This window comes from Candidatus Paracaedibacteraceae bacterium, from assembly GCA_019636055.1.
In the GTDB taxonomy this organism is placed as follows: Bacteria; Pseudomonadota; Alphaproteobacteria; order Paracaedibacterales; family Paracaedibacteraceae; genus Paracaedibacter.
In genome coordinates this window covers 678,032-703,494 of sequence record JAHBYH010000001.1, presented here as the reverse complement: position 1 = coordinate 703,494, position 25,463 = coordinate 678,032, and the positions used below count along the sequence as shown (strand labels likewise).

The 25,463-nt window shown below is 41.1% G+C and carries 25 protein-coding genes and 1 tRNA gene; 14 read left to right on the top strand and 12 right to left on the bottom strand.

The window, feature by feature from the left end; all coding sequences use genetic code 11:
* The first annotated feature begins 89 nt into the window (after positions 1-89).
* The 3 genes from KF820_03350 (at position 90) to scpA (ending at position 3,780) form a co-directional block, all read left to right on the top strand.
* Complete coding sequence (locus KF820_03350; protein MBX3457380.1) at positions 90-1,058, top strand: hypothetical protein; 969 nt, start codon at positions 90-92, stop codon at positions 1,056-1,058.
* A gap of 179 nt (positions 1,059-1,237) precedes the next feature.
* The gene (locus KF820_03345; protein MBX3457379.1) at positions 1,238-1,657 is read left to right on the top strand and encodes a (deoxy)nucleoside triphosphate pyrophosphohydrolase; all 420 of its coding nucleotides are present in this window, start codon (positions 1,238-1,240) and stop codon (positions 1,655-1,657) included.
* A gap of 47 nt (positions 1,658-1,704) precedes the next feature.
* Positions 1,705-3,780, top strand: coding sequence for a methylmalonyl-CoA mutase (scpA, locus tag KF820_03340; GenBank protein MBX3457378.1), 2,076 nt, complete (start codon positions 1,705-1,707; stop codon positions 3,778-3,780).
* Here the strand turns inward: scpA and KF820_03335 are convergent.
* The 5 genes from KF820_03335 to KF820_03315 all read right to left on the bottom strand — a co-directional run bounded on the left by KF820_03335 (position 3,773) and on the right by KF820_03315 (position 6,239).
* On the bottom strand, positions 3,773-4,324 hold the full coding sequence (locus KF820_03335) for a DNA-3-methyladenine glycosylase I (GenBank protein ID MBX3457377.1): 552 nt from the start codon (positions 4,322-4,324) through the stop codon (positions 3,773-3,775). The two genes, scpA and KF820_03335, sit on opposite strands and share 8 nt — an antisense overlap.
* Before the next feature lie 25 nt (positions 4,325-4,349).
* Positions 4,350-4,436 (bottom strand) — tRNA-Leu (locus KF820_03330).
* A gap of 123 nt (positions 4,437-4,559) precedes the next feature.
* Complete coding sequence (gene rimM, locus KF820_03325; GenBank protein MBX3457376.1) at positions 4,560-5,096, bottom strand: ribosome maturation factor RimM; 537 nt, start codon at positions 5,094-5,096, stop codon at positions 4,560-4,562.
* A gap of 233 nt (positions 5,097-5,329) precedes the next feature.
* Positions 5,330-5,764: a 30S ribosomal protein S16 gene (gene rpsP, locus KF820_03320; GenBank protein ID MBX3457375.1), complete on the bottom strand. Its 435-nt coding sequence runs from the start codon at positions 5,762-5,764 to the stop codon at positions 5,330-5,332.
* A gap of 115 nt (positions 5,765-5,879) precedes the next feature.
* A complete protein-coding gene (locus KF820_03315) occupies positions 5,880-6,239 on the bottom strand; it encodes a carboxymuconolactone decarboxylase family protein (GenBank protein ID MBX3457374.1) in 360 nt (119 codons plus the stop codon).
* Between the two features lie 62 nt (positions 6,240-6,301).
* Between KF820_03315 and KF820_03310 the strand changes: the two genes are divergently transcribed.
* Positions 6,302-6,601 (top strand): winged helix-turn-helix transcriptional regulator, encoded by a 300-nt coding sequence (locus KF820_03310; GenBank protein ID MBX3457373.1) that lies wholly within the window; start codon positions 6,302-6,304, stop codon positions 6,599-6,601.
* Between the two features lie 26 nt (positions 6,602-6,627).
* Complete coding sequence (locus KF820_03305) at positions 6,628-7,164, top strand: rhodanese-like domain-containing protein (protein MBX3457372.1); 537 nt, start codon at positions 6,628-6,630, stop codon at positions 7,162-7,164.
* Positions 7,165-7,243: 79 nt separating this feature from the next.
* Here KF820_03305 and KF820_03300 read toward each other — a convergent pair whose 3' ends face one another.
* Positions 7,244-7,786: an IS630 family transposase gene (locus KF820_03300; GenBank protein MBX3457371.1), complete on the bottom strand. Its 543-nt coding sequence runs from the start codon at positions 7,784-7,786 to the stop codon at positions 7,244-7,246.
* Positions 7,710-8,069, bottom strand: a complete 360-nt coding sequence (locus KF820_03295) for an IS630 transposase-related protein (protein MBX3457370.1) — start codon at positions 8,067-8,069, stop codon at positions 7,710-7,712. The genes KF820_03300 and KF820_03295 overlap by 77 nt, the downstream gene beginning before the upstream one ends.
* A gap of 263 nt (positions 8,070-8,332) precedes the next feature.
* Between KF820_03295 and KF820_03290 the strand changes: the two genes are divergently transcribed.
* From KF820_03290 to KF820_03280, 3 genes are all read left to right on the top strand, one after another.
* Positions 8,333-11,161, top strand: a complete 2,829-nt coding sequence (locus KF820_03290; GenBank protein ID MBX3457369.1) for a sel1 repeat family protein — start codon at positions 8,333-8,335, stop codon at positions 11,159-11,161.
* A 115-nt stretch (positions 11,162-11,276) separates the two neighbouring features.
* Positions 11,277-12,518, top strand: coding sequence for a nucleoside:proton symporter (locus tag KF820_03285; GenBank protein MBX3457368.1), 1,242 nt, complete (start codon positions 11,277-11,279; stop codon positions 12,516-12,518).
* 336 nt (positions 12,519-12,854) lie between these two features.
* Positions 12,855-13,604 carry a hypothetical protein gene (locus KF820_03280; GenBank protein ID MBX3457367.1) on the top strand — a complete coding sequence of 250 codons (750 nt, stop codon included), beginning with the start codon at positions 12,855-12,857 and terminating at the stop codon, positions 13,602-13,604.
* 298 nt (positions 13,605-13,902) lie between these two features.
* Here KF820_03280 and KF820_03275 read toward each other — a convergent pair whose 3' ends face one another.
* Entirely contained in the window at positions 13,903-15,186 is a 1,284-nt protein-coding gene (locus KF820_03275) for a replication-associated recombination protein A (protein MBX3457366.1), read from the bottom strand.
* A gap of 262 nt (positions 15,187-15,448) precedes the next feature.
* Between KF820_03275 and petA the strand changes: the two genes are divergently transcribed.
* From petA to KF820_03255, 4 genes are read left to right on the top strand one after another with little or no spacing between them, the layout of a single operon-like run.
* Positions 15,449-16,087 (top strand): ubiquinol-cytochrome c reductase iron-sulfur subunit, encoded by a 639-nt coding sequence (gene petA / locus KF820_03270; GenBank protein MBX3457365.1) that lies wholly within the window; start codon positions 15,449-15,451, stop codon positions 16,085-16,087.
* Positions 16,084-17,280, top strand: a complete 1,197-nt coding sequence (locus tag KF820_03265) for a cytochrome b N-terminal domain-containing protein (protein ID MBX3457364.1) — start codon at positions 16,084-16,086, stop codon at positions 17,278-17,280. Before petA ends, KF820_03265 begins: the two co-directional genes overlap by 4 nt.
* 1 nt (position 17,281) lies before the next feature.
* Positions 17,282-18,076: a cytochrome c1 gene (locus KF820_03260; protein ID MBX3457363.1), complete on the top strand. Its 795-nt coding sequence runs from the start codon at positions 17,282-17,284 to the stop codon at positions 18,074-18,076.
* A gap of 41 nt (positions 18,077-18,117) precedes the next feature.
* Positions 18,118-19,182: a hypothetical protein gene (locus tag KF820_03255; GenBank protein ID MBX3457362.1), complete on the top strand. Its 1,065-nt coding sequence runs from the start codon at positions 18,118-18,120 to the stop codon at positions 19,180-19,182.
* A gap of 146 nt (positions 19,183-19,328) precedes the next feature.
* Here KF820_03255 and KF820_03250 read toward each other — a convergent pair whose 3' ends face one another.
* From KF820_03250 to KF820_03240, 3 genes are all read right to left on the bottom strand, one after another.
* Entirely contained in the window at positions 19,329-19,487 is a 159-nt protein-coding gene (locus KF820_03250; protein ID MBX3457361.1) for a hypothetical protein, read from the bottom strand.
* 657 nt (positions 19,488-20,144) lie between these two features.
* On the bottom strand, positions 20,145-20,429 hold the full coding sequence (gene rpmB, locus KF820_03245) for a 50S ribosomal protein L28 (protein MBX3457360.1): 285 nt from the start codon (positions 20,427-20,429) through the stop codon (positions 20,145-20,147).
* 49 nt (positions 20,430-20,478) lie between these two features.
* Entirely contained in the window at positions 20,479-21,408 is a 930-nt protein-coding gene (locus KF820_03240) for an ATP/GTP-binding protein (protein MBX3457359.1), read from the bottom strand.
* Positions 21,409-21,489: 81 nt separating this feature from the next.
* Here KF820_03240 and KF820_03235 point away from each other — a divergent pair, with 81 nt between their 5' ends.
* Both KF820_03235 and KF820_03230 read left to right on the top strand, forming a co-directional pair.
* Entirely contained in the window at positions 21,490-22,680 is a 1,191-nt protein-coding gene (locus KF820_03235; GenBank protein ID MBX3457358.1) for an HlyD family efflux transporter periplasmic adaptor subunit, read from the top strand.
* Positions 22,681-22,683: 3 nt separating this feature from the next.
* Positions 22,684-24,690, top strand: coding sequence for a glycosyltransferase (locus KF820_03230; protein MBX3457357.1), 2,007 nt, complete (start codon positions 22,684-22,686; stop codon positions 24,688-24,690).
* Here KF820_03230 and KF820_03225 read toward each other — a convergent pair.
* A complete protein-coding gene (locus KF820_03225; protein ID MBX3457356.1) occupies positions 24,680-25,459 on the bottom strand; it encodes a hypothetical protein in 780 nt (259 codons plus the stop codon). The two genes, KF820_03230 and KF820_03225, sit on opposite strands and share 11 nt — an antisense overlap.
* Positions 25,460-25,463: the final 4 nt, after the last annotated feature.

Sequence of the window (25,463 nt, the reverse complement as noted above, 5' to 3'; positions counted from 1 at the left end):
TTTAACTCCTAATTATAAATAAATATTGATTAAATTTTTACCAAATCGTATGGTCTTCATGTGTAAGAACTTAACAAAGGAATGATGTGATGTATAACTTCTTAAAAGTAATTCTCACCACGACGTGCTTTACGCTTATTCTAACACCAACTTTTGCCTCAGATGATGAAGGTGAAAGCGGGGGAGTTGATATCTCTAGCTTATTTGGTGGTGGCAATCAAACTCAACAACCAAAAATTTCTAGCTACCTACTTCAACAGATTCCAAGCGATCCTCTATCCGATTCAACAGACAAGCTGAAGCAAATTTTTGAAAACGGTGGGAAGTTCTCTTATGGTTGGCACACTGGTGAAAAAATTCTAACCGTTGGAATAAACTATGATCCTGCAGCAAAAATAACACCCACGATGGAATCATTTAGAAGCATTGAAGAGTCATTGAGCGGAACAATAAGCACTGTCTTACAAGTAGCGTTCTTTCCAGAAGGCGATAACTCTGTTGAATCACGAGCACAACGTACCCGTCTTGTAACTAGCCAGACAGTCGCCTTAAAAACCCTCAGCGACCCTAAAAAAATCGATTTCTTTAAAGCTCATCCTGAACTATTTGGTGATGGTGGAGTTGATCAATTCATTCAGACAAATTTACAAGGCGCATTCACGGCCCCCTCAACCTTCGAGGAAGAAGAAAATGCCCTAGATCGAGCATTATTAAAGAAGGTTCTTGAGTCAGATGCTGCCTTCACATTCAGCTTTGCTTTTCCTCGGACTGATGGTATTTTTTCGGATAAAAAGGCAAAACAAGAAATAGGATTTGGCAATAGCAGCCTAAATTATGTGGTTCAACAAAATAGCCTAGGTACAATTTCTGTTCAATTCTCATCATCAGCAGCAACAGAAAGAGCAACTTTAGGTGACCGCAGAGTAACATCGCAAACAGGCCTAAGTGATATTATCTCAGAATTTGAATCTCTTGTTATGCAAACATTGAACCGTTTCATCACAGCAGCAGCCATGAAATCAGGCGCATCTTCTGGCAGACCAGGGATGTATCATTAAGACACTATAAATCTTGCAGAAACGGCGGCATGGTCAGATCCAAACCGCCGCGCCTGCGGATCTTGGACTCATCATTATCGCAAGAAAATGTAATTTCATGTCTTCTTCCCATGATTTAATTTAACTTTAACGTAAAAACATGAGATCATATCCAAAATTAATTTAGTTAAGATTAAAAAATGAAATATTTCACTGTTGTTGCTCTTGCCCTTAGAAATTCTAAAAATGAAGTCTTGATCGTTCAACGTCCGGATACAACTTATTATTCAGGGTACTGGGAGTTTCCGGGTGGAAAAATTGATCCTAATGAAACACCAGAACAAGCCCTATGTCGTGAAATTATGGAAGAAATAAACCTGACTATTCATGAAAAAGACTTAACCCCCATTGCCTTTACGACCCATCAATATCCTCATGCGCATGTGACAATTTTATTATTCAATTGTACAACCTATGAGGGGGAACTTAAAATGAATGAAGGCCAACCGGGATATGTATGGATTAAGGCTGATCAAATCCACACCCTAAAAATGCCCGAAGGGAATTATAAAATATTAGATCGACTAATCGATTTTAATAAAACGGCTATTTTATCTTAATTTTTATGATGTATACTAATCTCAAAGATTAGGAGCTGGAGTTCGATATGGAGCAGTGGCAAAAACTTGCAGCAAAGGAGCTTAAAGAACAATCTCTTGGAGATTTGACGTGGCATACAACAGACAATATTGCTATATCTCCCGTTTATGGCCAAGATTCTTTACCAGGATTCCCTCCCTATACGCGCGGTGTACGCGCCACCATGTACACCAACCGTCCCTGGACAATCCGCCAGTATGCTGGGTTTTCATCAGCGGAAGAGACCAATGCTTTTTATCACGAGTGCCTTAAAGGCGGACAAATGGGATTGTCTGTTGCGTTTGACCTTGCCACCCATCGTGGTTATGATTCTGATAACCCGCGTGTAACAGGTGATATTGGTAAAGCCGGTGTTGCCATCGATACTGTGGATGACATGAAACGCTTGTTTGACGGTATTCCTCTTGACAAAATCAGCGTTTCCATGACCATGAACGGGGCCGTTATTCCAGTTATGGCATTTTTTATTGTCGCAGCCCAAGAACAAGGCATTGACCAAGACAAACTATCAGGCACCCTGCAAAATGATATCCTCAAGGAATTCCTTGTCCGCAATACATTTATCTATCCCCCTGCCCCCAGCATGCGAATCGTGGGCGATATCATCACCTATTGTTCAAAAAGCATCCCCCGTTTTAACCCCATTTCGATCTCTGGCTATCATATGCACGAAGCCGGCGCAACACCTGCTCAAGAATTAGCCTATACGCTAGCAGATGGTCTTGAATATGTAAGGACAGCCCTGTCTATGGGGCTTAACGTCGATGATTTTGCGCCTCGCTTGTCTTTCTTTTTTGGGATTGGCATGGATTTCTTTTCTGAAGTGGCAAAACTTCGTGCGGCTCGGACTCTATGGCATGATATTATGACTGAATTTAAACCAGAAAATCCGCAAAGCCTTATGCTGCGAACTCACTGCCAAACATCAGGGGTCAGCCTAACCTATCAGGATCCCTTGAATAATGTTGTACGCACAACCATCGAAGCGTTAGCAGCTGTCCTGGGTGGTACTCAATCTCTCCATACAAACTCCTTTGACGAAGCTCTCGGTCTTCCCACACCGCAGAGTGCTCGGGTAGCGCGGCATACCCAACTGATTCTTGCTGAAGAAACAAATGTCACAAAAGTCGTCGACCCCCTCGGTGGTAGTCACTATGTCGAAGCCTTAACTCAATCCCTCATTGATAAGGCCAAGGAATACATGAAAGAAATCGAAGATCTTGGCGGCATGACAAGAGCAATCCAATTAGGTCTTCCCAAAAGACGTATTGAAGAAGCAGCGGCAGGGCGACAAATTCGCCTAGATCGCCAAGAAGACATTGTTGTGGGAGTCAATAAATATCAAAGCAAAGATATCCCTAATGTTGATGTTTTGGACATTGATACTCAAAAAGTTCGCAACCAACAACTCCAGTCTCTTAAGGTTATTAAGAAATCCCGAAATCAAACACAAGTTGATCAACTAATACAAGCCCTAAGAGATGCAGCAAAATCATCAGATAATTTACTGGATATTGCGATAAAAGCAGCCAGAGCCAGAGCAACACTCGGTGAAATCTCTCAAGCATTAGAAGATGTATTTGGTCGCTATCAAGCCCCTGTAAAAACCTTAACCGGAGTCTGGCAAAAGTCTATGATTAACGATGCTGAGTTCATTAAATTACGAGCAGATGTTGCAAGTTTTGCTAAAAAAAATGGTCGTCAACCCCGTATCCTTTTAACAAAACTCGGACAAGATGGTCACGATCGTGGCATCAAAATCATTGCAACGGCCTTTGCTGATGCGGGCTTTGATGTGGATTTGGCTCCCCTATTCCTAACTCCTGCTGAAGCCGCGAAACAGGCCGTGGAAAATGACGTTCATGTGATTGGCATCTCATCGTTAGCAGCAGGACATAAAACCTTGATCCCTGAATTAATCCAAGAATTAAAATCCTTTAAGGCGGATGATATAAAAGTCATCTGCGGAGGGATCCTACCACCGGCAGATCATCAATTCTTGATTGATAGCGGCGTATCAGCGTTATTCACCCCTGGCAGCCCATTGATTGAGGTTGTCAAGAAAACACTTGATATTATCTGAAGTTACAATCCGTAAAATGATCATTGACCATTCCAACTGCCTGCATAAAAGCATACATAATGGTTGAACCAACAAAGGACATCCCCCGTTTTTTGAGATCTTTTGAGAGCTTATCCGACTCAGGTGATGTCGCCTTTACATCTGCCATAGACCGAGGATGGTTGACAATAGGCTTGTCTTCTACAAAATTCCACAGGTAATTAGCAAAACGACCAAACTCTTTTTGGATAGCCATAAAAGCAAGGGCATTCTTACGCACAGAATACACTTTCAGGCGATTGCGAATAATGTCACCAGTCTGTAGAATCAGATCTAACTCAGCATCAGACAGGGCTGAACATTTAATTGGATCAAAGTTATGAAAAGCTTGACGATATCCATCACGACGCTTCAGTATTGTATACCAACTAAGCCCGGCTTGAGCCCCCTCGAGAATCAGCATTTCAAACAAATGTCGGTCATCATAAACAGGGACGCCCCACTCATGATCATGATAGGCAACGTAATCTTGCTTATCCAAGGGAACCCAAGAACAACGATTCACTTTATATAACTTTCGATGATGATTGTGGTGCGGTCGAGAAGACTCGAACTTCCACAGGATCTCTCCCACAGCGACCTCAACGCTGCGCGTCTACCAATTCCGCCACGACCGCAAATGATGTACAATAAATATCAAATCCACGCTGATTTAGCAAGGAGTATTATCAGCAAAAGAAAAAGAACGCTAGTAGGTATTATCGATGCCTCCCCCCCTACCATTGCAAAAGAGGCATTTTTTACTTACCGCTCAATAGGAATGTCGGATCAATAATGATCTTACCCTCGGTTATCTTAACATCAGGAACAGCCTCGGCTGTAAATGGTAATGTCATGATTTCGCTTGTTGGTGTTTTAATATCGAAAAAGTCACCCGCACCAAAATTCTGAACAGACAAAATCTCACCGATTAAATTTCCGGATACATCCTCTACCTTTAACCCCACCAAATCTTCATAATAGAACTCATCCTCATCGGTTTCCGGTAATTCAGACCGATCAACAAACAATTGAGTTCCACGCAACTCCTCAGCGGCATCACGATCATTAACACCGTCTATAGTCACAACTAATAGGTCATTATGCTTTGGGGCAAATAATTTTAACTCATAGGGTTTGCCAGACGCATCCCGTAATGTTTCATAATCGAATAAATCTTCAGAATATTCAGTAAAGGTCTTAATTTTGACGGCCCCACGAACACCGTGTGGTGAAGTAATTTCCGCCAAGCAGACTGGATTTTTTAATGTTGGATCAGTTATTTTTTTGAGTGCCATTGTTATATTCCCGTGAATATCAAGATATTATTCTAAACTATTCAAGATATGAGCCGAATACTGGTAAAAATCGAGACCCCAACCTTTGCTAAGGCTTTGGTGAACAGGATTTTATGTACATGAGAGCACCTGAAGCGCAGATTCTCAGCAGTAGGCGGTCATAGACTGGATAGTTATATCCCATAAAAAAGCCCTGACTACTTGTCAGGGCTAAATTTTTCTAGAGCAAGAAATTACTCAGCAGCAGGCGCTTCTTCTGCAGGAGCAGCTTCTTCAACAGCCGGAGCTGCAGCAGCTGCTTTTGCTTCTTCAGCAGCTAAACGTGCAGCCTCAGCCGCTTCAGCTTGTTCTCTTAGGCGTTCTTGAGCTTTTGCCTTTGGTTGAGATTTCTTTGTTTGCTCAGCTTTTTCTGCACCCTTAACAAGACCGGCAGCAGCCAAGAAACCAGCAACACGATCAGACGGTTGCGCACCAACAGACAACCAGTATTTCGCACGATCCGCATTAATAACGATGCGTTCAGCGTGACCTTGTTCTAAAAGTGGGTTATATGTCCCAACTTTTTCAATAAATTTACCGTCGCGTGGAGCTGTCGCTTCAGCAACAACGATTCTGTAAAAAGGACGCTTTTTTGCGCCACCACGGGCTAGACGAATTTTTAAAGCCATTATTTTATCTCTATAAAAAAATACAATTGTCCATATAATTACATTATTCACAGCACATCTGCAATAAAAAACTTGAGCATTCACCCAAGTTTTTGATTTTTATTTGATTTCGCCCTTAAGCAACAGCATTATACTTGGCTGAAAATTGCTCAAAAGCTGCAATTGCATCAGCTGCATACATTAAGGATGGGCCACCCCCCATGTAAATAGTCATACCAAGAACTTCTTCGACTTCCGCCTTTGTTGCCCCCAGTTTCACCAAGGCTTCTGCATGGAACCCGATACATCCGTCACAACGGGTTGCAACACCAATTGCCAAAGCAATCAACTCTTTGGTTTTCTTATCCAACGCACCATCTTTCAAAGCAGCCTGAGCCATAGAAGAAAACCCCTGCATCGTCTCAGAAATATCAGAACGCAAGGTTTTCATATTCCCTGAAATTCGCTGAGTAATTGCGATATAATCTTTTTGCATAATAAACTCCATAGTCGGCACTTGAATACATTAGATACTTATAATATATTATAGATATGATGATGACACAAGACCATTTATTTCAAACAAAAGCTACAGCGGCAGAAACATTATTAAAGCAACTGGCCAACAGAAATCGCTTAATGATATTGTGCACCCTTATCTCAGGCGAAAAGAATGTAAGTGATCTTATTGAGGCAACAAAATTATCACAATCTTCTGTCTCACAGCATCTCGCCAAACTTAAAAGCGAAAGCATCATAGTATCAAGAAAAATAGGTCGCCAAGTATTTTATAGACTGAACAATATGAAAGTAATAGCGCTCATATCAACCCTCCACTTAATCTACTGTTCAGATTAGATAACCCTAATATAAAGGAGATTCTCATGCCCTATAAATCAGTGCCCCCAGAAACACTAAAACAATGGTTAGATCAAGATGAAGTGATCCTAATCGATGTCCGCGACCCGAGCGAATATGCGAGTGGCCACATTATGGATGCAGTATCAATACCCTTATCTCAAGTCTGTATCACCGCATTACCCGAATATCCCAACAAAAAAATCGTCATCAACTGCCAACGGGGTATGCGTGGATTAGCAGCCTGTCAGAAGCTAGAAACTGAATTAGACAAGAACACGCTCTACAATCTTGAAGGCGGGATATCTGCTTGGGTAGAGGCCGGCCTGCCTATTACCGGACAACAGTTACCCAGAATGTCATTGATTCAACAGGCACAACTTACCATAGGAATCTGGACCTTAATCAGCGTCACCCTCGCCCTAACTGTCAACCCAACTTTGGCCTTACTCGCAACAATTCCCGGAATCGGTCTTATTTATGCCGGCCTCAGCGGAACATGCGGATTAACTTATCTAATGGCATTAATGCCATGGAATAAATCCTATAGCCAGTTAGATTAGTGATTAGACAAGCAACAGGTATGAAGCGTACCCTTAGTACATTGAGTGACGCTATTATAGTCAGAACAAAATAAACCGGTTATAAATAAGTCGTTAAAAAGAGTTGTTCTAATGAAAGTCCTGTTTTACGTCTTAATTTTTTTGCTTGAGCCCATTTTTTCTCGATAGGATTGAGATCTGGGGAATAGGGTGGCAAATATAATAACTTATGCCCTGCATTTTCTAGCATTTCATATATAAGCGGACTTTTATGAAATGTGGCATTATCCATAATTACAACGCTTTTAGGTGGTAATTTTGGGATCAAATCTTGATCCACCCACGCATTAAAAACTTCTGTATTCACACTGCCGTTCAGTAAAGTGACTGTTAGCAAAACCCCTTTACACAAAGCCCCGATTACATTCGTTCTTCCTTTTGCTCCCCAATCCTGCAGACCATAACATTTCTGTCCTTTCGATGAATATCCATGTGTGCGAGGCATATCATGGGCAAACCCACTTTCATCTATGAAGACTAAAGGAAGTTCATCCTTTCTTAACTCCTCAATTGTTTGACAAAACATAGACCGCTTTTCGGGATTCGCCCTTGGGTGGTTTAGAGTTTTTTTTATAGGAAACACCTAATCGTTTAAGGGCATAGTGAATGCACATTTGACTAACCTTGAATCGTTCTGCTCGCTCATATTGGTACGAATCTGGATACTTCTCCACATCTTGTTTCAAGAGATCCATGTTAATGGCTGTGGCAGGTTTATTACGACTCAGTAAGGGGGATAGCCTTCGATGCCATCTTACTAATGTCGTTTTTCCTATCCCAAAATATTTTGCTGTTTCCTCGTAGGTAAAACCTTCTCTTGCTTTTACCTCAAATACTTTTATACGAAAATCTATTGAATACGTCATTTAGAAAATTACTCAAACCTTTTTCTAAAATTATAGCCTTTTTATTTTGTTTTGACTATATGATGCCCACTGAGTAATATGAATGGCTATAAAAATCCCCCTTTTTCCCCAAACAAGTTCTGTATCGCATTTACATCAAAACCCATAATCTGATTCCATATTCCTATTTTATTTAAATACAAATAACACCAAGAAAATAAAAATTGTATTTATACCAAATAAACCCATATATAAAATTATAAAATGTAATAGGATCAAAATACATGCACAAAAGACTTTTATCTTCCCTCCTCCTCAACCTTTCCAGTCAAGCTTTTGATCAAGCTGAATTGTTATTCGAAAAAAAAGATTATACAGGCGCTGTCACGACATTCTTAAGGGACACGCAAATCAATGATGCACGCGTCTTTCCTTTCCTGCAATATTGCCAAGAAAATAACCTTATAGACCCAGATGCACTTGAAGGCCAAACAAAATCTGATTGGGTTGAACGACTCGACCACGCCCAATTCGCGCCAACAGGTTATCCGGGCGGCGATGTATTTTTAAAAATATCCCTACTTGCCCAGAGTCTAGATACAAACCAGAAAGATATAGCCAGTCAAATTGAATCATTAAGTAATCAATACCAAACAGGTTATGGTTATTTTATCTTAGCTCGTTATCAAGAAGCAAAATTAGGCCAAAAACCAAGCAATAGCCAGATAAAAACTACTATCAAAGGATACTTGAAGGCAGCCAAATACGCAGATCCTTACTCAATTCTCGCTCTTGACCGCCTTAAAAGCGTTGCAGGCAAGCACAATATTAAAATAGAAAAATCATATTTGCATGAAGCACAGTATTTAAAAAGCCAAGGGATATTATCAGTTAACGCCGAATCAGGACTTCCAGAGACAACACTATCCAGACTTTATACAGCTGGCGGAAAACTACCAGGCACACCGCCTGTAACGCTTCCTAAAAACGCACATCGCAAAGCACAATGGCAATTTGTAGCAGCCCAAAAAGGGAACGCCGACATACAAATTATGTTTAGTTACTATGCCAACAAACTCAGTATAGACTTGCCATCTATCCCGTCAGCCGAAACGCCTCAGCAATTAAGATGGTTTTATCTTGCTGCATTATCCGGCAGCTTTGATGCTCAACATAAACTAGGAGAGGCTTTTAGCGAAAACCCCGAAAGCAGCTTTGCTCCGGATATCAATCGAAGCATCTATTGGTTTACAAGGGCACTTGAATCATTCAAAGCCATACAACCCACAGATCTGAATTATACCACACACCAAAAATCCCACTCTCGATGTCTTCAAATGCTTGGAACTATATATGACAAAGGATTAAGTGGCATAGAGGTGGACGAAAGTAAAGCTTTGGATTACTTCAGAACAGCCGCAGAGCTATACGAAGATCCGACTGCACTCTATAATACAGGAAGCATGATTGATAATGGACGCGGAACCCAAATTGACCCCGCTGCTGCAAAAAAGTATTTTGAACGCGCCTCAAACAAAGGCGATCAAAACACATCGTTATTGTTAGCAAAACGCTATCTCAACGGATCTGGTGACGTATACCCCAAAAATCAGATCTTAGCTTTTGGCTATCTGAAGCGAGCAAAAGACCTTCCGGAAGCAAAATATCTTTTATCCGGATTACTCGCCCATGTCCATCCTGGTTTTGATACGTTCAATATCCCCAAAGATGAGCAAGAAGCCGCAAGACTTCTGAGAGAAGCAGCACAAGAAGGTGATAAAGATGCACAAAACTATTGGGTTGCAAAGAACCTAAATCAGCGTGAGACTCTACCCCCTTCAGATCAAGAACTTTTAATTAAATTTGTTATAACTTTAGCCAAGGAAAACAACACCACAAATATTGAGCAACTATGTCTTTTGATGATCGAAAACTTCAAAAATCACTTTGAGAATTGTGATGAGAAAATTCACGAGTACTTAGTGCTCTTAGAAAAAGAAAAATCAGAATTTGCCTATTGCAATCTTGGCTACGCTTATGAACAAGGTCTATGGGGCTTTGAACTGTCATTAGAGACAGCAATTAAGTATTATCGCCTTGCACCGGATCACCATGGAGCACAAACAAATTTAGGGTTCTGCCTTGAACAGACACAAGGCCGCACAGCATCAGATGAAATCGTTGGACTTTACAAAAAATCCTTAGCTTTGGGTAATCCGATTGCAGCTAATAATCTCGGCGCCCTTTATCAAAACGGTGTCATCGTCGAAAAAGATGATGAGCTCGCAGAAATGTATTACGGACAAGGAGCTGAAATGGGGGATGCTGATGCAACAGTTCAATACATATCATACGGTCTCTCACGGCTAAGAACGACAGAAGAACTATCAGACTTGATTCAGCTAACCCACCAGCTTGATTTGAATGAGCCATATCATCAGTACGTTACAGCAACTGTCTTGATCAATACTGAAGCTACAGATACCGCAATTAACTTACTTGTTTCTGCTGCAACATCCGGCGTCATTCAAGCCCAATACACATTGGGTCTATATCTATACATAACATCGTCGAACTTTAAGGATGATCGCAAGTTAGCTATGCGAAAAGAAGCATTTATTTTCTTACAAAATGCAGAAGATGCCGGTTTTGAACTAGCAAAATCAGCAAACCGTATTTTACGAAGAAATATCTCCCTCAACCAGAGTCAAGAAGAAAAAATTGCAAAAAAACTATTAGCCGGGAAAAAAGAAGAGGCACGCCAAGTCCTTCAAGATGCAAGGCAAGCGCAAGTCAGCACAACAAAACAAATAGAGAGCTACATTCCGGAAGAAAAAACACCTAGTTCTGCCCCTGAACAACGCCTCATGCAGGACCTTGAGGTTTTCTTAGACCCACAAAACAATATCACGTTCCAGGATTTCCAAAGAATAGTCACACATCTAGGTGGATCCGTTACGAACGGTAAAGGATCAGGGGTTCACGTCAGTTTAAACGGACAAAAAACAGGCGTCCATCGGATGCACAGATCCGGCCAAAGTTCAAATGTGAACCTAGACCCAGGCAGAGCATCTTCTTTAAGAGACTTCATTCAAAACGCAATGAACCAATAACTAAAGTGCCCCCGTTAAGCTAAAGCCCTCAAAGTTGAGGGCTTTATTTTTCTGCTTCCGCTTGGCTAACAACTAGGATATTCTGATAAAAATATTAGGCGGAGTTAACCAATCAATGCAGGGAATAATTGGAATTTTTACGTTTTTAGGGTTTGCTTGGCTCCTCAGTGAAAATAGATCAAAGACCGAACTCCGTCCGATTCTATCCGCTCTCGCTCTGCAAATATCTCTAGCCTTTATCCTGATGAAATTTGATCTTGTCCGCGACGGATTCGGCAGCCTCAGCAATGTTGTAACAGCCTTAAAAACAGCCACCCAACAAGGAACACAGTTTGTTTTCGGTTACATCGGCGGTGGTGAAATCCCGTTTGCAATGAACCCAGAGTCTGCTCAAAATACATTTATTTTCGCCCTTCAGGCCTTGCCAATGATCATGGTTGTAAGTGCTCTATCTATGCTTCTATTCTATTGGCGCATCATGCCAATCATCGTCAATGGCGCATCCTGGGTTTTACAACGGACAATGAATATTGGCGGAGCTTTAGGTGTTGCTGCAGGCGCAAAAGTTTTACTAGGGAATATTGATGCCCCTCTCTTGATCCGCCCTTATCTTAAAAATTTCACACGCTCTGAAATGTTTGCTGTGATGACCTGTGGCATGGCCACGACATCAGCCACAGTTATGGCTTTGTATTCCTATATATTGAAGGACACCATTGCAAATCCAATTGCTCACATCTTAATGTGTTCAATTATTTCAGTCCCCGCAGCCTTAGCTGTGTCCCGCTTAATGGTCCCTCAAGGCAGCACCCAAACTGAAGGCCATCTTGTTATGCCCTACAAATTCACAGGTTGGATGGATGCTGTTAGCAAAGGGACATCTGACGGGCTCAATATCTTTTTAAATATAACAGCAATGCTCATTGTTGCTCTGGCATTGGTCTATCTAGCGAACAGCATCCTTGGCCTTCTGCCAAACGTTGACGGATCACCAATCTCGCTGCAACGCATTTTTGGATATTTCTTTGCTCCGGTCACATGGCTCATGGGTATTCCCTGGCACGAATCCGCAGCAGCTGGCGCATTGCTTGGCACAAAAACAGTCGTCAATGAAGTTGTAGCCTTCAGTGATTTAGCAGCCCTCCCTCAAGGAACCCTGAGCGATCACACATCCACAATTATGACGTACGCTCTGTGCGGTTTTGCGAATTTTTCTGCCATCGGGATTGTTATCGGTGGCCTTGGCGCCATGGTTCCGGAACGCCGCGACATGATCGTCAGCTTGGGGTTAAAATCTGTTATATCAGGCACAATTGCAACATGCCTTTCAGCAACGCTCGCGGGATTACTCTTATAATTTCTTATAGATGATAAGTCATTCTAACCAAGAGCAATAAATCAAGGTCGCCTCATTCCCCCCCCCTAAGGAAGAAGCAGAGTCCCTCTCTATTTCAAGACCCAAAACCATTTTTTAGTGGTATCAATCTCAATTTGAATAACTACATATCTTTTACCCCCTTTTCACGGCTGAATAAAAACTCAAACTATCGATTATAAGATTACGATATACTCTTAAAATTAACTCTGATAATCACAACAAAAAGAAATAAAAATAGTTTTTTATTAATAAAAGTATGTTTTAATTATAACTGTGATGCTTGTTTTGAAATATAAATACAAACAGGAGGCAGTTATGAGAACTTTACTCAGCATATTATCCGTTACATCCTTATGTGCAGCACAAGATATGGACAAAAAACTAAGGGAATATGGAATTCCATCCCATATACAATCAGGGTTCGGCAGTGTTCAAGAAATGCGCCAAGAGCTTAGAGAAAACCAACAAAACAATACGAATATTAACTTACTCGATCTCGCAAAAGATCTCGACATTACAGTAACGCCCACCCCAGAAGAATTGGCTCTAGAACAAATTAAACATTTAATCCCAGAGTATGTTTACAAGAACATACCGGCTAATTTTATTCTGATGGCCCAATTAAGCCCTCAAGACTCACCTTACTTTCAATCATTTAAATTAGAAAAACTTGGCCTGATTATTAAAGATATCCCAGGCCACTTTTTATCAAAAACAGCAATAGAATTAAGAAAAACGTTGATGGCCCAATGCTTTCTAATAGCCGGAAATAAGCTTGAACGGGCTCTTGACCAACAAATTGCTGTATCTCAAAATGTTGCCCCTGAATTATTAATGGATGGCTATATGTCAGCGGGACAATTCTATTACTGGGCAGCCGTTAACATGAATGGGATAGCCGGCAATATAGCCATGGGGTTTGCTCAACGTTCCTTTGAAAAAACGAGACAAGCAATCCAGTCTATTCCTCAAGAAAATTATGACTGGGAAGTCATTGGCACAAAAAAGCTTTATGAAGTCATTGAATTGAATGAGGCAAAAATTACTCAATATCTAGGGATCTAACTTAACGAGAGTTCGATATAAGAAAGATCAGACACGCTCGTCATTTCCGACGAGCAAAGATAGGGTTTCGCTAGAAAACCTTAGCTTTGATTGATTGGAGATCTACGTTTTTTATGGTTACCTGGATCCCCGATCAAAAAATCCTTAGCGTTTTCTAACGAAAACTTAGAATTTCTAGTCGAGGATGCAGGATTCTATTGCTGGATAGACCTTCTTATGTCGAACTCACGTCAACTTAGCTCATAAATGAAACGAACATAGTTCGTTATAAAAAACAGCTATGTGTCATCGTTTCCCTTTAATTTCTCCGCTTATGTCTCAGATGGTGCCAATAGTCAAGACGCTTTTGAATATCTCGCTCAAAACCACGCTCGACGGGTTTATAAAAGTTTTCTTCATGTAAGTCATCAGGGAAAAATCGCTGCCCCGAAAAAGCATCGTCACAATCGTGATCATATTGATACCCTGCCCCATATCCTTGATCTTTCATCATTTTTGTCGGTGCATTTAAGATATGCTTTGGCGGAACGTGAGTATTATGATGACCTGCAAATGAAGCACTTGCTTTAAACGCCATATAAACGGCATTCGATTTCGGCGCTGTTGCACAATAAACAACGGCATTGGCAATAGCAAGTTCCCCTTCTGGACTGCCTAATCGCTCATAAGCCTGATGCGCCGCCATGGCATGAATGAGGGCTTGGGGGTCTGCCAAGGCAATATCTTCTGAGGCAAAACGAACAATCCGTCGCGCAATATATAGAGGTGGCTCCCCGGCTTGAATCATACGCTGATACCAATACAGTGCAGCATCCGGGTCAGACCCACGCATAGATTTAATAAATGCACTAATGATGTTATAATGATAGTCCTGAGATTTATCGTACAAAGCAAAACGCTTTTGTAAACGTTCTCCTAATTCTTCTGCAGTCAATGGATGGTCATCACTATAATCAGTAACTGATTCAGCTAAATTCAGCAAGTTACGCCCATCTCCTCCAGCCATATCAATCAAGGCCGTCCTTGCTTCTGGCGATAAATTTAGGGGACTTTTTTGATAAAGTTCAACACGCTGCAACAATTGTTCAGACGCCGCATCATCCAACAAATTTAGAGTCAGCACCCGTGCCCTTGAAAGTAACGCCGAATTCAAGGCAAAAGATGGGTTTTCAGTTGTCGCGCCAATCAATATAATCAAGCCACTTTCAATGGGGCCAAGCAGCGCGTCTTGTTGCGCCTTGTTAAAGCGATGGATTTCGTCGATAAACAAAATAATACTGCCCCGCCCTTGCGCCTGATCAAAAACCTTACGAAGGTCAGCAACCCCAGAAAAAACCGCGGATATTTGAACAAACTCACGATTAGTTTGTTTGGCGATCAGCCGAGCCAATGTTGTCTTCCCTGTTCCAGGAGGACCCCACAAAATAAGGGATGGCAATTTCTTAGATAGAAATAATTGCCCCAAAATTCCATTAGATGACGTCAAGTGTGGCTGGCCAACAACCTCATCAAGACTTGATGGCCTCAATTTTTCAGCAAGAGGTGCATTGGGATTGTGAATAGAGGATAAAAGGTCTGACATTTGAATTTCAAGATAAGGATCAACTTTTATCACTATACCTAGGCAATTTCAAATCGGCTACAAAAACAAAGCATCACTTAAACACCTTCTCCAGCAAAAAGAAAGATGATTTAATGAGATACCCATCCTACTCTCTCTTCTGAGTTTTTTCTTCATAAACTCACCACCCTTTATGAGGCTCCAATCAATTATTGCATGATAAGCATCGGAAAGGGTCTTATTATAAGGCTAAATCTTTTTTAGTTCGTTAATATTAGACCTGATGCGTCATGCTGTCGCATTCAAAAAGGACAGAAAATCAGGCTTTAATGGGATAGGAATAATTTTATTAAAGGGGTTCGGAGTGGCCACGGGTAAGAAAACAACTGACAATACACCACAGGCAACACGCCGCGATTTTATTCACATTTCAGCAGGAGCCTTTGCTGCTGTTGGCGCAGGAGCTGTTGTTGTTCCCTTTATCCAAAGCATGAACCCGGCGGATGATACACTTGCTTCCTCAACCGTTGACGTTGATGTTTCAAAACTTAACCCCGGCGATTCTATCGTTTCCATGTGGCGCGGCAAACCGATTTTCATAAAAAGACGCACAGAAGAAGAAGTAAAAGAAGTTCGCGCTTGGCCACTTAAAGATCTAAAAGACCCCCAAACGGATGAATCTCGCGTTCAAAAACCCGACTGGTTGGTCGTCATCGGCGTCTGTACCCACTTAGGGTGCATCCCAACCCAACGCAAAAACTTAATAAAGCAAGGTGAAGATGGTTGGCTATGTGCTTGCCATGGGTCAAAATATGACGCATCTGGACGAATCATCAGCGGGCCAGCTCCACTGAACTTACCAGTTCCAGCATATACATTCATTAATGATAATAAAGTCATCAGAATTGGGGAAAAAGCGTGAGTATTATTAAATGGATTGATGATCGCCTGCCGATCTTTACAATGGTTAACCACGAACTTCGTGAATATCCAACCCCAAAAAATTTAAGCTATGCTTGGAATTTTGGCTCACTTGCCGGCATTATGCTTGTTGTCATGATTTTGACCGGTGTTTTTTTGGCCATGAGCTATACCCCACACACAGCCCTTGCCTTTGATTCTGTTGAACGCATTATGCGTGAAGTTAACTATGGCTGGCTCATTCGTTATCTTCACATGAATGGCGCTTCGATGTTTTTTATCGTCGTGTATATCCATATTTTCCGCGGATTATATTATGGATCCTATAAATCGCCACGTGAACTACTCTGGATCCTCGGGGTGGTCATTTTATTGTTAATGATGGCAACAGCTTTCATGGGATACGTTCTTCCTTGGGGACAAATGAGTTTCTGGGGAGCAACCGTGATCACCAACTTATTCTCAGCCATCCCTGTTGTTGGTGAGTCAATCGTTGAATGGTTATGGGGGGGATTTTCTGTCGACAATCCAACCCTAAATCGATTCTTTGCGCTACACTATTTATTGCCATTCATTATTGCAGCCGTCAGTATGTTGCACTTAATTGCCTTGCACCAATTTGGCTCAAACAATCCTCTTGGCATTGACCGCAAGGGGCCGGAAGACAGCATTCCGTTTCACCCCTACTATACGATTAAAGATGCCTTTGGTCTGAGTATTTTCTTGGTGTTTTACTTAGGCGTTGTCTTTTTTGCTCCAAACTTCTTTGGTGAACCAGATAATTATATTCCAGCGGACCCATTGGTAACGCCACCTCACATTGTCCCGGAGTGGTACTTCTTACCTTTCTATGCAATTTTACGCTCCATCCCTGACAAACTTTCCGGTGTTATTGCGATGTTTAGTGCGATCATTGTTCTGTTTGCTTTGCCATTCATTGACAAGCATCCTGTTCGCAGCGCAAAGTTCCGTCCGTACTATCGCCTAGCTTTCTGGGTTTTATTCCTAGACTGCATCGTGCTAGGCTGGGTCGGCGCAAACCCACCTGAAGGAATGTTCGTTGCCATCGGCCAATTGTGTACCGCTTACTACTTCTTCCATTTCTTGGTTCTGTTACCCCTATTAAACAAGTATGAACCGGTACCGCCCTTACCGATGAGCATTAGCAACCCAGTATTGAAAGCGGGGAAATAAGATGAAGAATACATTACTTTCTTCCTTAATTATTGGAATGATGACAATCGGTACAGCTTTCTCGAGCACGGATGCAAAACATCCTAAAGATGTAAACTTTTCATTCAAAGGCCCTCTCGGCACCTTTAAACGTGCTGAACTACAACGTGGATTTGAAGTTTACAAAAATGTCTGCGCATCTTGTCATGCTATTGAACATTTACGTTTTGGTAATCTTCAAGGGAAAGGGAAAACTATTCACGAAATCCGTGAATCAAACCTTGGATTGACAAAAGACGAAGTCACAGCCCTTGCTGCTGAGTATAAAGTTCCGGACTTAAACGCAGACGGTGAGCCAATTGAGCGCAAAGCAACGGCTGTTGATAAGTTTCCAAAGCCGTATCCAAACCAAAAAGCCGCTCGCGCGGCCAATAATGGCGCCTATCCGCCGGATCTATCTATGGTTGTAAAAGCTCGCAAATTTGGACCAGACTATATTTACTCCCTCTTAACGGGCTATGAAAAAGCACCGGAAGGTGTTGAAATTGGGGAAGGCCGCCATTACAATCCATATTTTGCCGGTGGCCAACTCTCAATGGCGCAGCCTTTACATACCGAAGGTCAAGTCACCTATTCTGACGGGACAAAAGCAACGGTTGAGCAAATGGCCCATGACGTTACAGCATTCCTTGCTTGGGCATCGGAACCTGAATCTGATGATCGCAAACAAATGGGAATCAAGGTCATATTCTATCTCTTGATCATGAGTATTGTTATGTACCTGAGCAAGCGCCGCATCTGGGCTGAGGTAAAATAAAATTGATCCTCCTAAAAAGGGCTCTCTGCCTCGTTTTTTCTATGCTGTCAGTTGTTTATGCAAATGACAGCATTTTACTTTTACCAGAACCGACAGGCCCTTATGGTGTTGGAACAGCCAATATTGGACTTAAAGACACAAGCCGCACCCAACTCCGCGATACCAAAGAACGTCGATGGATGGCAACTGTGTTCTACCCAACAAGAAAAACGAATGCAACGTCCCCTTATATGTTCGGGACACTTATTGATGGGACTATTTATGGAGTAAAAATTTTAGGCCACTCTATTCCAGATACCCCTATTATCCAGAGTCGTAAACTGCCAATCATCTTAGCATTTCCTGGCCGCGGTGGCGAACGTCAAGGTGAGACAATCCTATACGAAGCTTTAGCCTCTCATGGCTATATCGTGATTACAATGGATCAACCTTATGTAGCCAATTTCGTTAAATTTCCTGCTGGCGAAAAAATAACATTAACATTTAAAGATCTTTGGTATCTTAGACACGATCGGGATTATAGATATCAATACGATGATGAAGTCATTGCATCTGCAATAAAAGATATTGATTTCACCCTTGAAAACTTACATCTTTTTGGAAAATTATCCGATTCTTTTGACACAAACAAAATTATTTTACTGGGACATAGTATTGGTGGAAATATTACCCATATCAAAGGATTCAAAGATAAACGGATTAAAGCTATTGTCGATATTGATTCTAAAATAACAGAAAGAGAAGTTTTCGGGCATATTGGTGTCCCCCCTCCTAATCCAGATAAAAAACCTGTCCTATTCATTCGAGGAATGATGCAATATCAAGAAGACGTGGGCGACCAATTAATAAAAATACCAAACAGCACCGTTTGGTCTCCACTCGTTCAGCACAGCGCTTTTAGCGACCGAGCATATATATCGAAGAAAATTCCTAACTATGGTATGGGGTTCTGGCAAGCGTTCTATAATTGGTTTGCTCAGCAAGGCCCCTACTTTTCTGATATTGATACAGACCTCGGCAATTATTCAGTTGATGAATGGTTTAAGATATACCCTGAATATATCATCAAATGGTTAGATAAAGTAATTTACCAGAAACAGCAATAATTCGAAACATCTAAGAAAACGGTATTAAAGGAATTTTTAGATAGAAAGAAGGCATCCAGATGTTCTGTCGCATCTATTCGTTAAGCCTTCCCTCCAAACAAATCGTTTCTATCTAATGATTAGCCGAAGGGGATTCCCCATCAGAACTATATATCCGGATCCCAACAGTCGAGAGAATAACCCTCTGCCCAAAATTCATTATCGCTACTATAGGGTTGTTGAAAATCTCTATTCTTACGATGTTCAAAATTGTTGCCATTGCTCCCAATTAATTTCATAAAGAAGTCAGTCAATAAAGCAGTCATGATATAAAAATCTCCTTTCGCATGTTAACTATATGGTCATCCAGTTTCAATCTCCGACAGTGTTACACTTAGGTGTAGGTCCTGGTTCTCGTTTTTTGTCAGACAATTAATCTGAACGACTATATAAGCAAATCTAGAGTATTTTATTGCGTTGTTTAAGGTTAATTATATTTGGATTTTCAACATAGATGTTCCCACTATCTGTTCACCTTTTTAAAAGAGGCCTGCAGGGACAGCTGAATTAAAACATTATCATGAAAAAACTAAGCAGTTTTTTATGTTCTAGACGATTTACTCAACATAGAGATGGGCGATACATGTCACCAAGTTACAAACAACCAAGGGATAACTGTACCACCTAAAATGATCCACAAATGAGTAAACCCATCAAAGAGAACTGTAAGTTTTCTTGTTATATAGCCGATTCCTTATAACTCAGCTATGCAAAACAGTGTCACTCACGTACTCAGTGTACGCTTCGTTCCTTGTTTTTGTAGCCGAATTAAAATTATCTAGCTATATCATGCCCGGATTCCAACGACGATCGAATCAATTTTGAATAGAAACACGAACCCGACGCTTCATGCTAGAATACAAAATTAGCCCCAATAAAAAACCCCGCACTCGGCGGGGTTTTCTAAATCTTCGAAAGAGATCTTAGGCAGATGCTTTTGCAGCAATAAGTTTTTTCAACTTTGCGATTTTTGCATCCAAACCAACTGAGCTTACTTTTGTCAAGTAAGCATCAAGACCGCCGTGGAATTCGATTGTACGAACAGCGTTTGTTGATAGACGCAGGCTTACTGAACGGCCGAGTATTTCGGACATAAAGCTAACGTTTTGTAGGTTCGGCAAAAAGCGACGACGAGTTCTGTTATTTGCGTGGCTTACGTTATTCCCAGCAAGCACACCTTTTTTTGAAATTGCACAACGACGTGCCATGGTAATACTCCATCAAAATAAAAAATTACTTGGTTCATATTTACTATAATTAACAGGCTTTCGTCAATAACTTCTTTAGGTTATTCATAAATATTCTCATTTTATCGCGAGTTGGGACATTCACCCCCAAAGATTCATCATAGATTGCACATACTTCCGGCACGTCTAAAAGCTCAGATAGTAACGAACGTTCCAACCGATACCGCATTAGAGACCGCTCATTTTTTAAGCGACAGGGCATTGCCTGTAAAGACAACGCCACAGCATCTAACCCTGTCTTTTCAAGACTCGAAATTAATATAATTTTGGCATTAGCCCCCAGACTGGAGCGATACGAACTAGCAGCGGCTTCTGCGCTTGCTCGCGTATCACCATCATGTTTATTGATCAGAATCAAATCGATAAACTCGATATTCCCACGCTTAAGAGCCTGAATCTCATCGCCTGTTGCAGGGGGGACAAGCATAATGACTTGATCGGCAAACAAACTCACATCGCTCTCATTTTGCCCGACACCAATTGTTTCAATAAAAATGTAATCAAACCCAACGGCTTTAAGCAGTAAGACAACATCTTCCGTCTTTGCAGAGACACCACCCAAATAACCGGCCCCCGACGGACTTGGTCGAATATAAGCATTCGGATGTCGACCAAGGTCTAACATCCGCGTTTTATCCCCCATAATCGCACCGAATGTCAATTGCGATGATGGATCAACAGCAAGAACGGCAACTTTATGGCCTTGTTGCGCAAGATGTAGACCAAAAACATCAATGAACGTAGACTTCCCGGCCCCCGGCATACCGGTTACAGCAATTACACGTCCTGAATAATGATTCTGCACATGATCAAACGCTTGTCGAACAATATCATCCGCAATGGCTTTATCTGCTGCAGCGTCAGATTCCAACACAGAAATTGTCTTAGCAAGATCCCGACGATGTAAAGCTAATTTAGAAAAATCCAAAATATCGCTCATTTTATAAAAAATTAATCTTTAATTAGCAGTTTATACTACATACTATAAAATATAATAGTCTGATTCTGAGTATTAATGTAAATGACATTATCACGAGGGCAAATAACACGCCTTATTCTGGCAACGTTCTTGCTAGGACTGCTTTTATTTGTCTATTTACCAAGACTATTTTATACATACAGTATTAATGCTGCAGTGAGTGCACGTACAGTCCAGATCGTTGCCCCGATCCCTGGGGAAATAACTTTTGACCTTCCTTTGTTTGGACAAGAAGTTAAAAAAGGGCAAGAGATTGCCTCTTTTTCAAATCCAACCGTTGACAAAGTCAAACTAGAACAATTATCAATTGACCAGAAATATTATAAAGAGAGAATCACAGCCTCTGAGACTGAAATTAAGAAGAATCAAGAGTTATTTGATGACCTTGCTAAAAGTTGGAAAACATACCTCGGCTCCATGGAGCAACGGACAATTCTCACGCTCAATAAAGCAGAAGATAGACAACAACAACTCCTAGCATCTCTTGACATGGCTTGGCGCGATTACAATCGCAAAAAAGACTTAGCTGACCGGGGATTTGTCTCTCGCTCTGAATTTGATACGTCCAAATCACGGTACCAAGAGGCTCAAGAAGCCGTTGATCAAGCCGAAAACGATATTCGCACATACCTGTCTCAGGTAGAAGCGATCCGCCAAGGCGTGAGTGTAAATACCGATGGTCGCTCTGATTACCCAGGACAAAAGCAAAAAATGGATGATATTCAGATGAAAATAAATGATATTTCATCTCGGATAGACGAATATAAAGTCAAACTAACGAATATTGCTGATGTAAAAAAAGCAGAAGAAGCACGGATAACACTGTTAGCAAACAGAAAGGTTAAATCCCCCGTTAACGGTGCCATATGGAGACTTTTTAGTGCTAAGGGAACATTTGTTGAACAAAACACACCGATCATGGAAATTTTGGATTGCTCAAATGTTTTTGTTGATGTTGCCCTACCAGAACGTCTTTTTGAAAAAATAAAGCCTGGCCAAAAAGCATATATCAAATTAAATGGCTCATCCACCGAAGTTGAAGGAGAAATATCCTATGTTCGCGGCGGATCTATTGATCCACGTGTTGCGGGGTTGATGGTTGGCCTACCCAATGTTCAGCGTCAACGAGAAATCCAAGTTTTGGTCAAATTCAACGAAGAATCCTTAAAGCAAGTACCTGGCGATTTCTGTCACGTAGGACGCACCGGACAAGTTCGTTTCCAAGGATTATAAACCATGCTCTTAGAGTCCTATGTCGATCTCTTTCAGCTTTTTCTCTTTATCACGCTCGGCTTTTTAGTTTTCCTCCCCTTGCTACCCAATACATCCACCCTATGGCGACGTGTTGTCTTAGGCACAGTTATTGCCATCAGCACCTATTACTTAGGCTGGCGAATTATCTTCACAGTTCTACCCGTTGACAGTAATTCTTTGTATGGTTTTTGGGTCTGGTTTTGCTTCTCCATCGAATTCTTAGGCTGGATTGAAAATAGTATTTTTATGCTCTTGATGAGTAGATATAGAGATAACAAACCCATTGCTGATAACGGCGAAGAAAAACTTAGATCCGTTAAGCCTGAACAACTCCCCTCTGTTGACATATACATCCCAACCTACAATGAAGGCCTCGATGTTCTAGAACGTACAATCTTAGGGGCTCTTTATGTGGATTGGCCAAAAGAAAAAATCAATGTCTACGTTTTAGATGACGGCAAGCGTGACTGGCTCAAGGAATACTGCGAAGCAAAAAATGTAGGCTATATCACCCGCCCGAACAATATTGGGGCAAAAGCCGGAAATATAAACCATGCCCTTCCCCTAACAAATGGCGACCTTGTTGCCTTTTGCGATGCTGACTTTGTCATGCACCGAAATTTTCTCTACCGAACAATTGGTTTCTTCTTTGACCCAAAGACTGCAATTGTTCAAACGCCCCATACATTTTTCAATCATGACTTTGTCCAAACAAACATGGGATTACACAATCATATCCCCGATGACCAACGGTTGTTTTATGATATCATCATGCCCAGCCGCGATGCCTGGAACGTAGCCTTTTTCTGTGGCACAGCAGCCATTGGGCGGCGCAAACTTCTAGTCCATCACGGAGCACTGTCCTTTGACTCGATTACCGAAGATATTTTATTGTCGGTTAAGTTACTCACCAAAGGTTACGTGACCCGCTATTTAAATGAACCTCTCTGTCATGGCCTTGCCACAGAATCTATCGATGCCTATGCCATTCAACGACAACGCTGGGCTCGTGGTGGTGTCCAATTGTTATATGCCGAACACGGGATATTTAATCCCCAACTATCCTTTATAAAAAAATTATTCTTCCTCCCACTCCATTGGATCATTCATCCGATCATTCGTTTAATGATTCTATTGGTCCCCATCATCTATTTCTTTTTTGATGCCCCACCCTTTATTGTCGGCAGTTACGTCGATATCATTCGCTACCAACTGCCTGTTTTTGCCGCATCCTATTTAGCAACCATGTGGCTTGGCCCTTGGCGGTGGATTCCAATCTTCACAACAGCCTATGAAAATCTCTCAGCCATCAATATGTTGCCGACCGTTTTACACTCCCTTGTTCGCCCCTATGGTACCCCGTTTAAAGTAACACCCAAGGGAGCAGGCAGCAAACAACGTCAATATCATCCAATATCCTTGTATATTACTCTGACACTTCTAGGTTTGACCGTTATTGGCATCCTGATTAATTCTTTGCCTCAATTTCAAGTGGTATCCCAAGAAGGATTTTTTCCTGTGTCGGTTGCCTGGGCATTCATGAACATCGCTATTCTTGTTTTAATGGCTATGATGAGTATTGAACGACCACGTTATAGAATAGAAGAACGCTTTGATGTCAACATGCCAATTGATATCCGCTTTGATCTAGAGCATAAACATATTGCAGGACATATGGTCGATATCTCAGTCACAGGAACTCAGGTTATTATCCCAAACTGCGAAGACCTAACCACGGGGGATCCTGTCTATGTCAGCTTTGACCATTTCAAAGACTATCCGGGCCATGTGGTGAGCCGCCTTAAGGATCACATTCACATCGCCTTTGACCATCCTGAAGCTGCTATTCGTGAGAACTTAATTCAACACGTCTATACAGGTAAATATAAGAATCTGTGGCAAGAAGGTCATACGGACACCTTCTTTTCTAAAATCTGGCAACGGTTGTCAGGCAACCACGATCACTTCAAAAATCATTTTAAGAAGTGAGTTTTTCATTACAACTCTGTTTACGTTCCAACTGGTCATAGATTAAGAGCAAAACAGTTTCTTCTATCTGGCGCCTAAAATACTTTAGGTAAATATTCCATGAAATCAACGCAGACATAAAGTCAAATAATAAAATCCTTCCCCAATGTTGATTAACTATACATTCTAATAACGAAGGAAAAAAAATCATCCCAGAAGATACCACCATTAAATGCACTAGAAAAATGAGAGAAAACGCTCTAAATGTCCCTTGAATAACCATATAATTATAAACAATTTTGAATTTATCTTCTTGCAAATAAGCGGCCATCCCTTTTAAGAAAAGGTTATTATCAAAAGTATATTCTTTTATGCTTAGTTCTTCGCCTATTTCCTTTTCATATTTCCTAAAAATCTTATCTACAAGATTTTTATATTTATCCTTATCCTCGGGAAAAATTCTTCTACCCCCTTGATTCCAATAATCAAGAATATTTATACAATTCTTACAGCAACATTTCTCACAACTGCACCCATCAAACTTTTTTATAGCCACTGTTTGAAGCACATGACTGACCATGGATAAAAAATGGCCCACAACAAATGACATAAGAACAAGAAATATTGAAAACATAATATATTCATGTGCGACTATTTCTTTGCGCTCATCAGATAAAATCTGATATAAATCAACGTCAAAAGTTAAATACATCATGTACAAAAATATGAATCCCGGAATAAAATATCCAATGAAATCATATGTTGTGAAAGGAGTTCGTTCGACCTTCATAATC

Coding starts and splice junctions, on each gene's coding strand:
- KF820_03230 (MBX3457357.1), top strand. CDS start 22,684: ATGCTCTTAGAGTCCTATGTCGATCTCTTTCAGCTTTTTCTCTTTATC.
- KF820_03350 (MBX3457380.1), top strand. CDS start 90: ATGTATAACTTCTTAAAAGTAATTCTCACCACGACGTGCTTTACGCTT.
- rimM (MBX3457376.1), bottom strand. CDS start 5,096: ATGGCACTCAAAAAAATAACTGATCCAACATTAAAAAATCCAGTCTGC.
- petA (MBX3457365.1), top strand. CDS start 15,449: ATGCGTCATGCTGTCGCATTCAAAAAGGACAGAAAATCAGGCTTTAAT.
- KF820_03305 (MBX3457372.1), top strand. CDS start 6,628: ATGCCCTATAAATCAGTGCCCCCAGAAACACTAAAACAATGGTTAGAT.
- KF820_03275 (MBX3457366.1), bottom strand. CDS start 15,186: ATGTCAGACCTTTTATCCTCTATTCACAATCCCAATGCACCTCTTGCT.
- KF820_03290 (MBX3457369.1), top strand. CDS start 8,333: ATGCACAAAAGACTTTTATCTTCCCTCCTCCTCAACCTTTCCAGTCAA.
- KF820_03255 (MBX3457362.1), top strand. CDS start 18,118: ATGCTGTCAGTTGTTTATGCAAATGACAGCATTTTACTTTTACCAGAA.
- KF820_03240 (MBX3457359.1), bottom strand. CDS start 21,408: ATGAGCGATATTTTGGATTTTTCTAAATTAGCTTTACATCGTCGGGAT.
- KF820_03250 (MBX3457361.1), bottom strand. CDS start 19,487: ATGACTGCTTTATTGACTGACTTCTTTATGAAATTAATTGGGAGCAAT.
- KF820_03225 (MBX3457356.1), bottom strand. CDS start 25,459: ATGAAGGTCGAACGAACTCCTTTCACAACATATGATTTCATTGGATAT.
- KF820_03280 (MBX3457367.1), top strand. CDS start 12,855: ATGAGAACTTTACTCAGCATATTATCCGTTACATCCTTATGTGCAGCA.
- scpA (MBX3457378.1), top strand. CDS start 1,705: ATGGAGCAGTGGCAAAAACTTGCAGCAAAGGAGCTTAAAGAACAATCT.
- KF820_03285 (MBX3457368.1), top strand. CDS start 11,277: ATGCAGGGAATAATTGGAATTTTTACGTTTTTAGGGTTTGCTTGGCTC.
- rpsP (MBX3457375.1), bottom strand. CDS start 5,764: ATGGCTTTAAAAATTCGTCTAGCCCGTGGTGGCGCAAAAAAGCGTCCT.
- KF820_03345 (MBX3457379.1), top strand. CDS start 1,238: ATGAAATATTTCACTGTTGTTGCTCTTGCCCTTAGAAATTCTAAAAAT.
- KF820_03315 (MBX3457374.1), bottom strand. CDS start 6,239: ATGCAAAAAGATTATATCGCAATTACTCAGCGAATTTCAGGGAATATG.
- KF820_03260 (MBX3457363.1), top strand. CDS start 17,282: ATGAAGAATACATTACTTTCTTCCTTAATTATTGGAATGATGACAATC.
- KF820_03295 (MBX3457370.1), bottom strand. CDS start 8,069: ATGACGTATTCAATAGATTTTCGTATAAAAGTATTTGAGGTAAAAGCA.
- KF820_03310 (MBX3457373.1), top strand. CDS start 6,302: ATGACACAAGACCATTTATTTCAAACAAAAGCTACAGCGGCAGAAACA.
- rpmB (MBX3457360.1), bottom strand. CDS start 20,429: ATGGCACGTCGTTGTGCAATTTCAAAAAAAGGTGTGCTTGCTGGGAAT.
- KF820_03235 (MBX3457358.1), top strand. CDS start 21,490: ATGACATTATCACGAGGGCAAATAACACGCCTTATTCTGGCAACGTTC.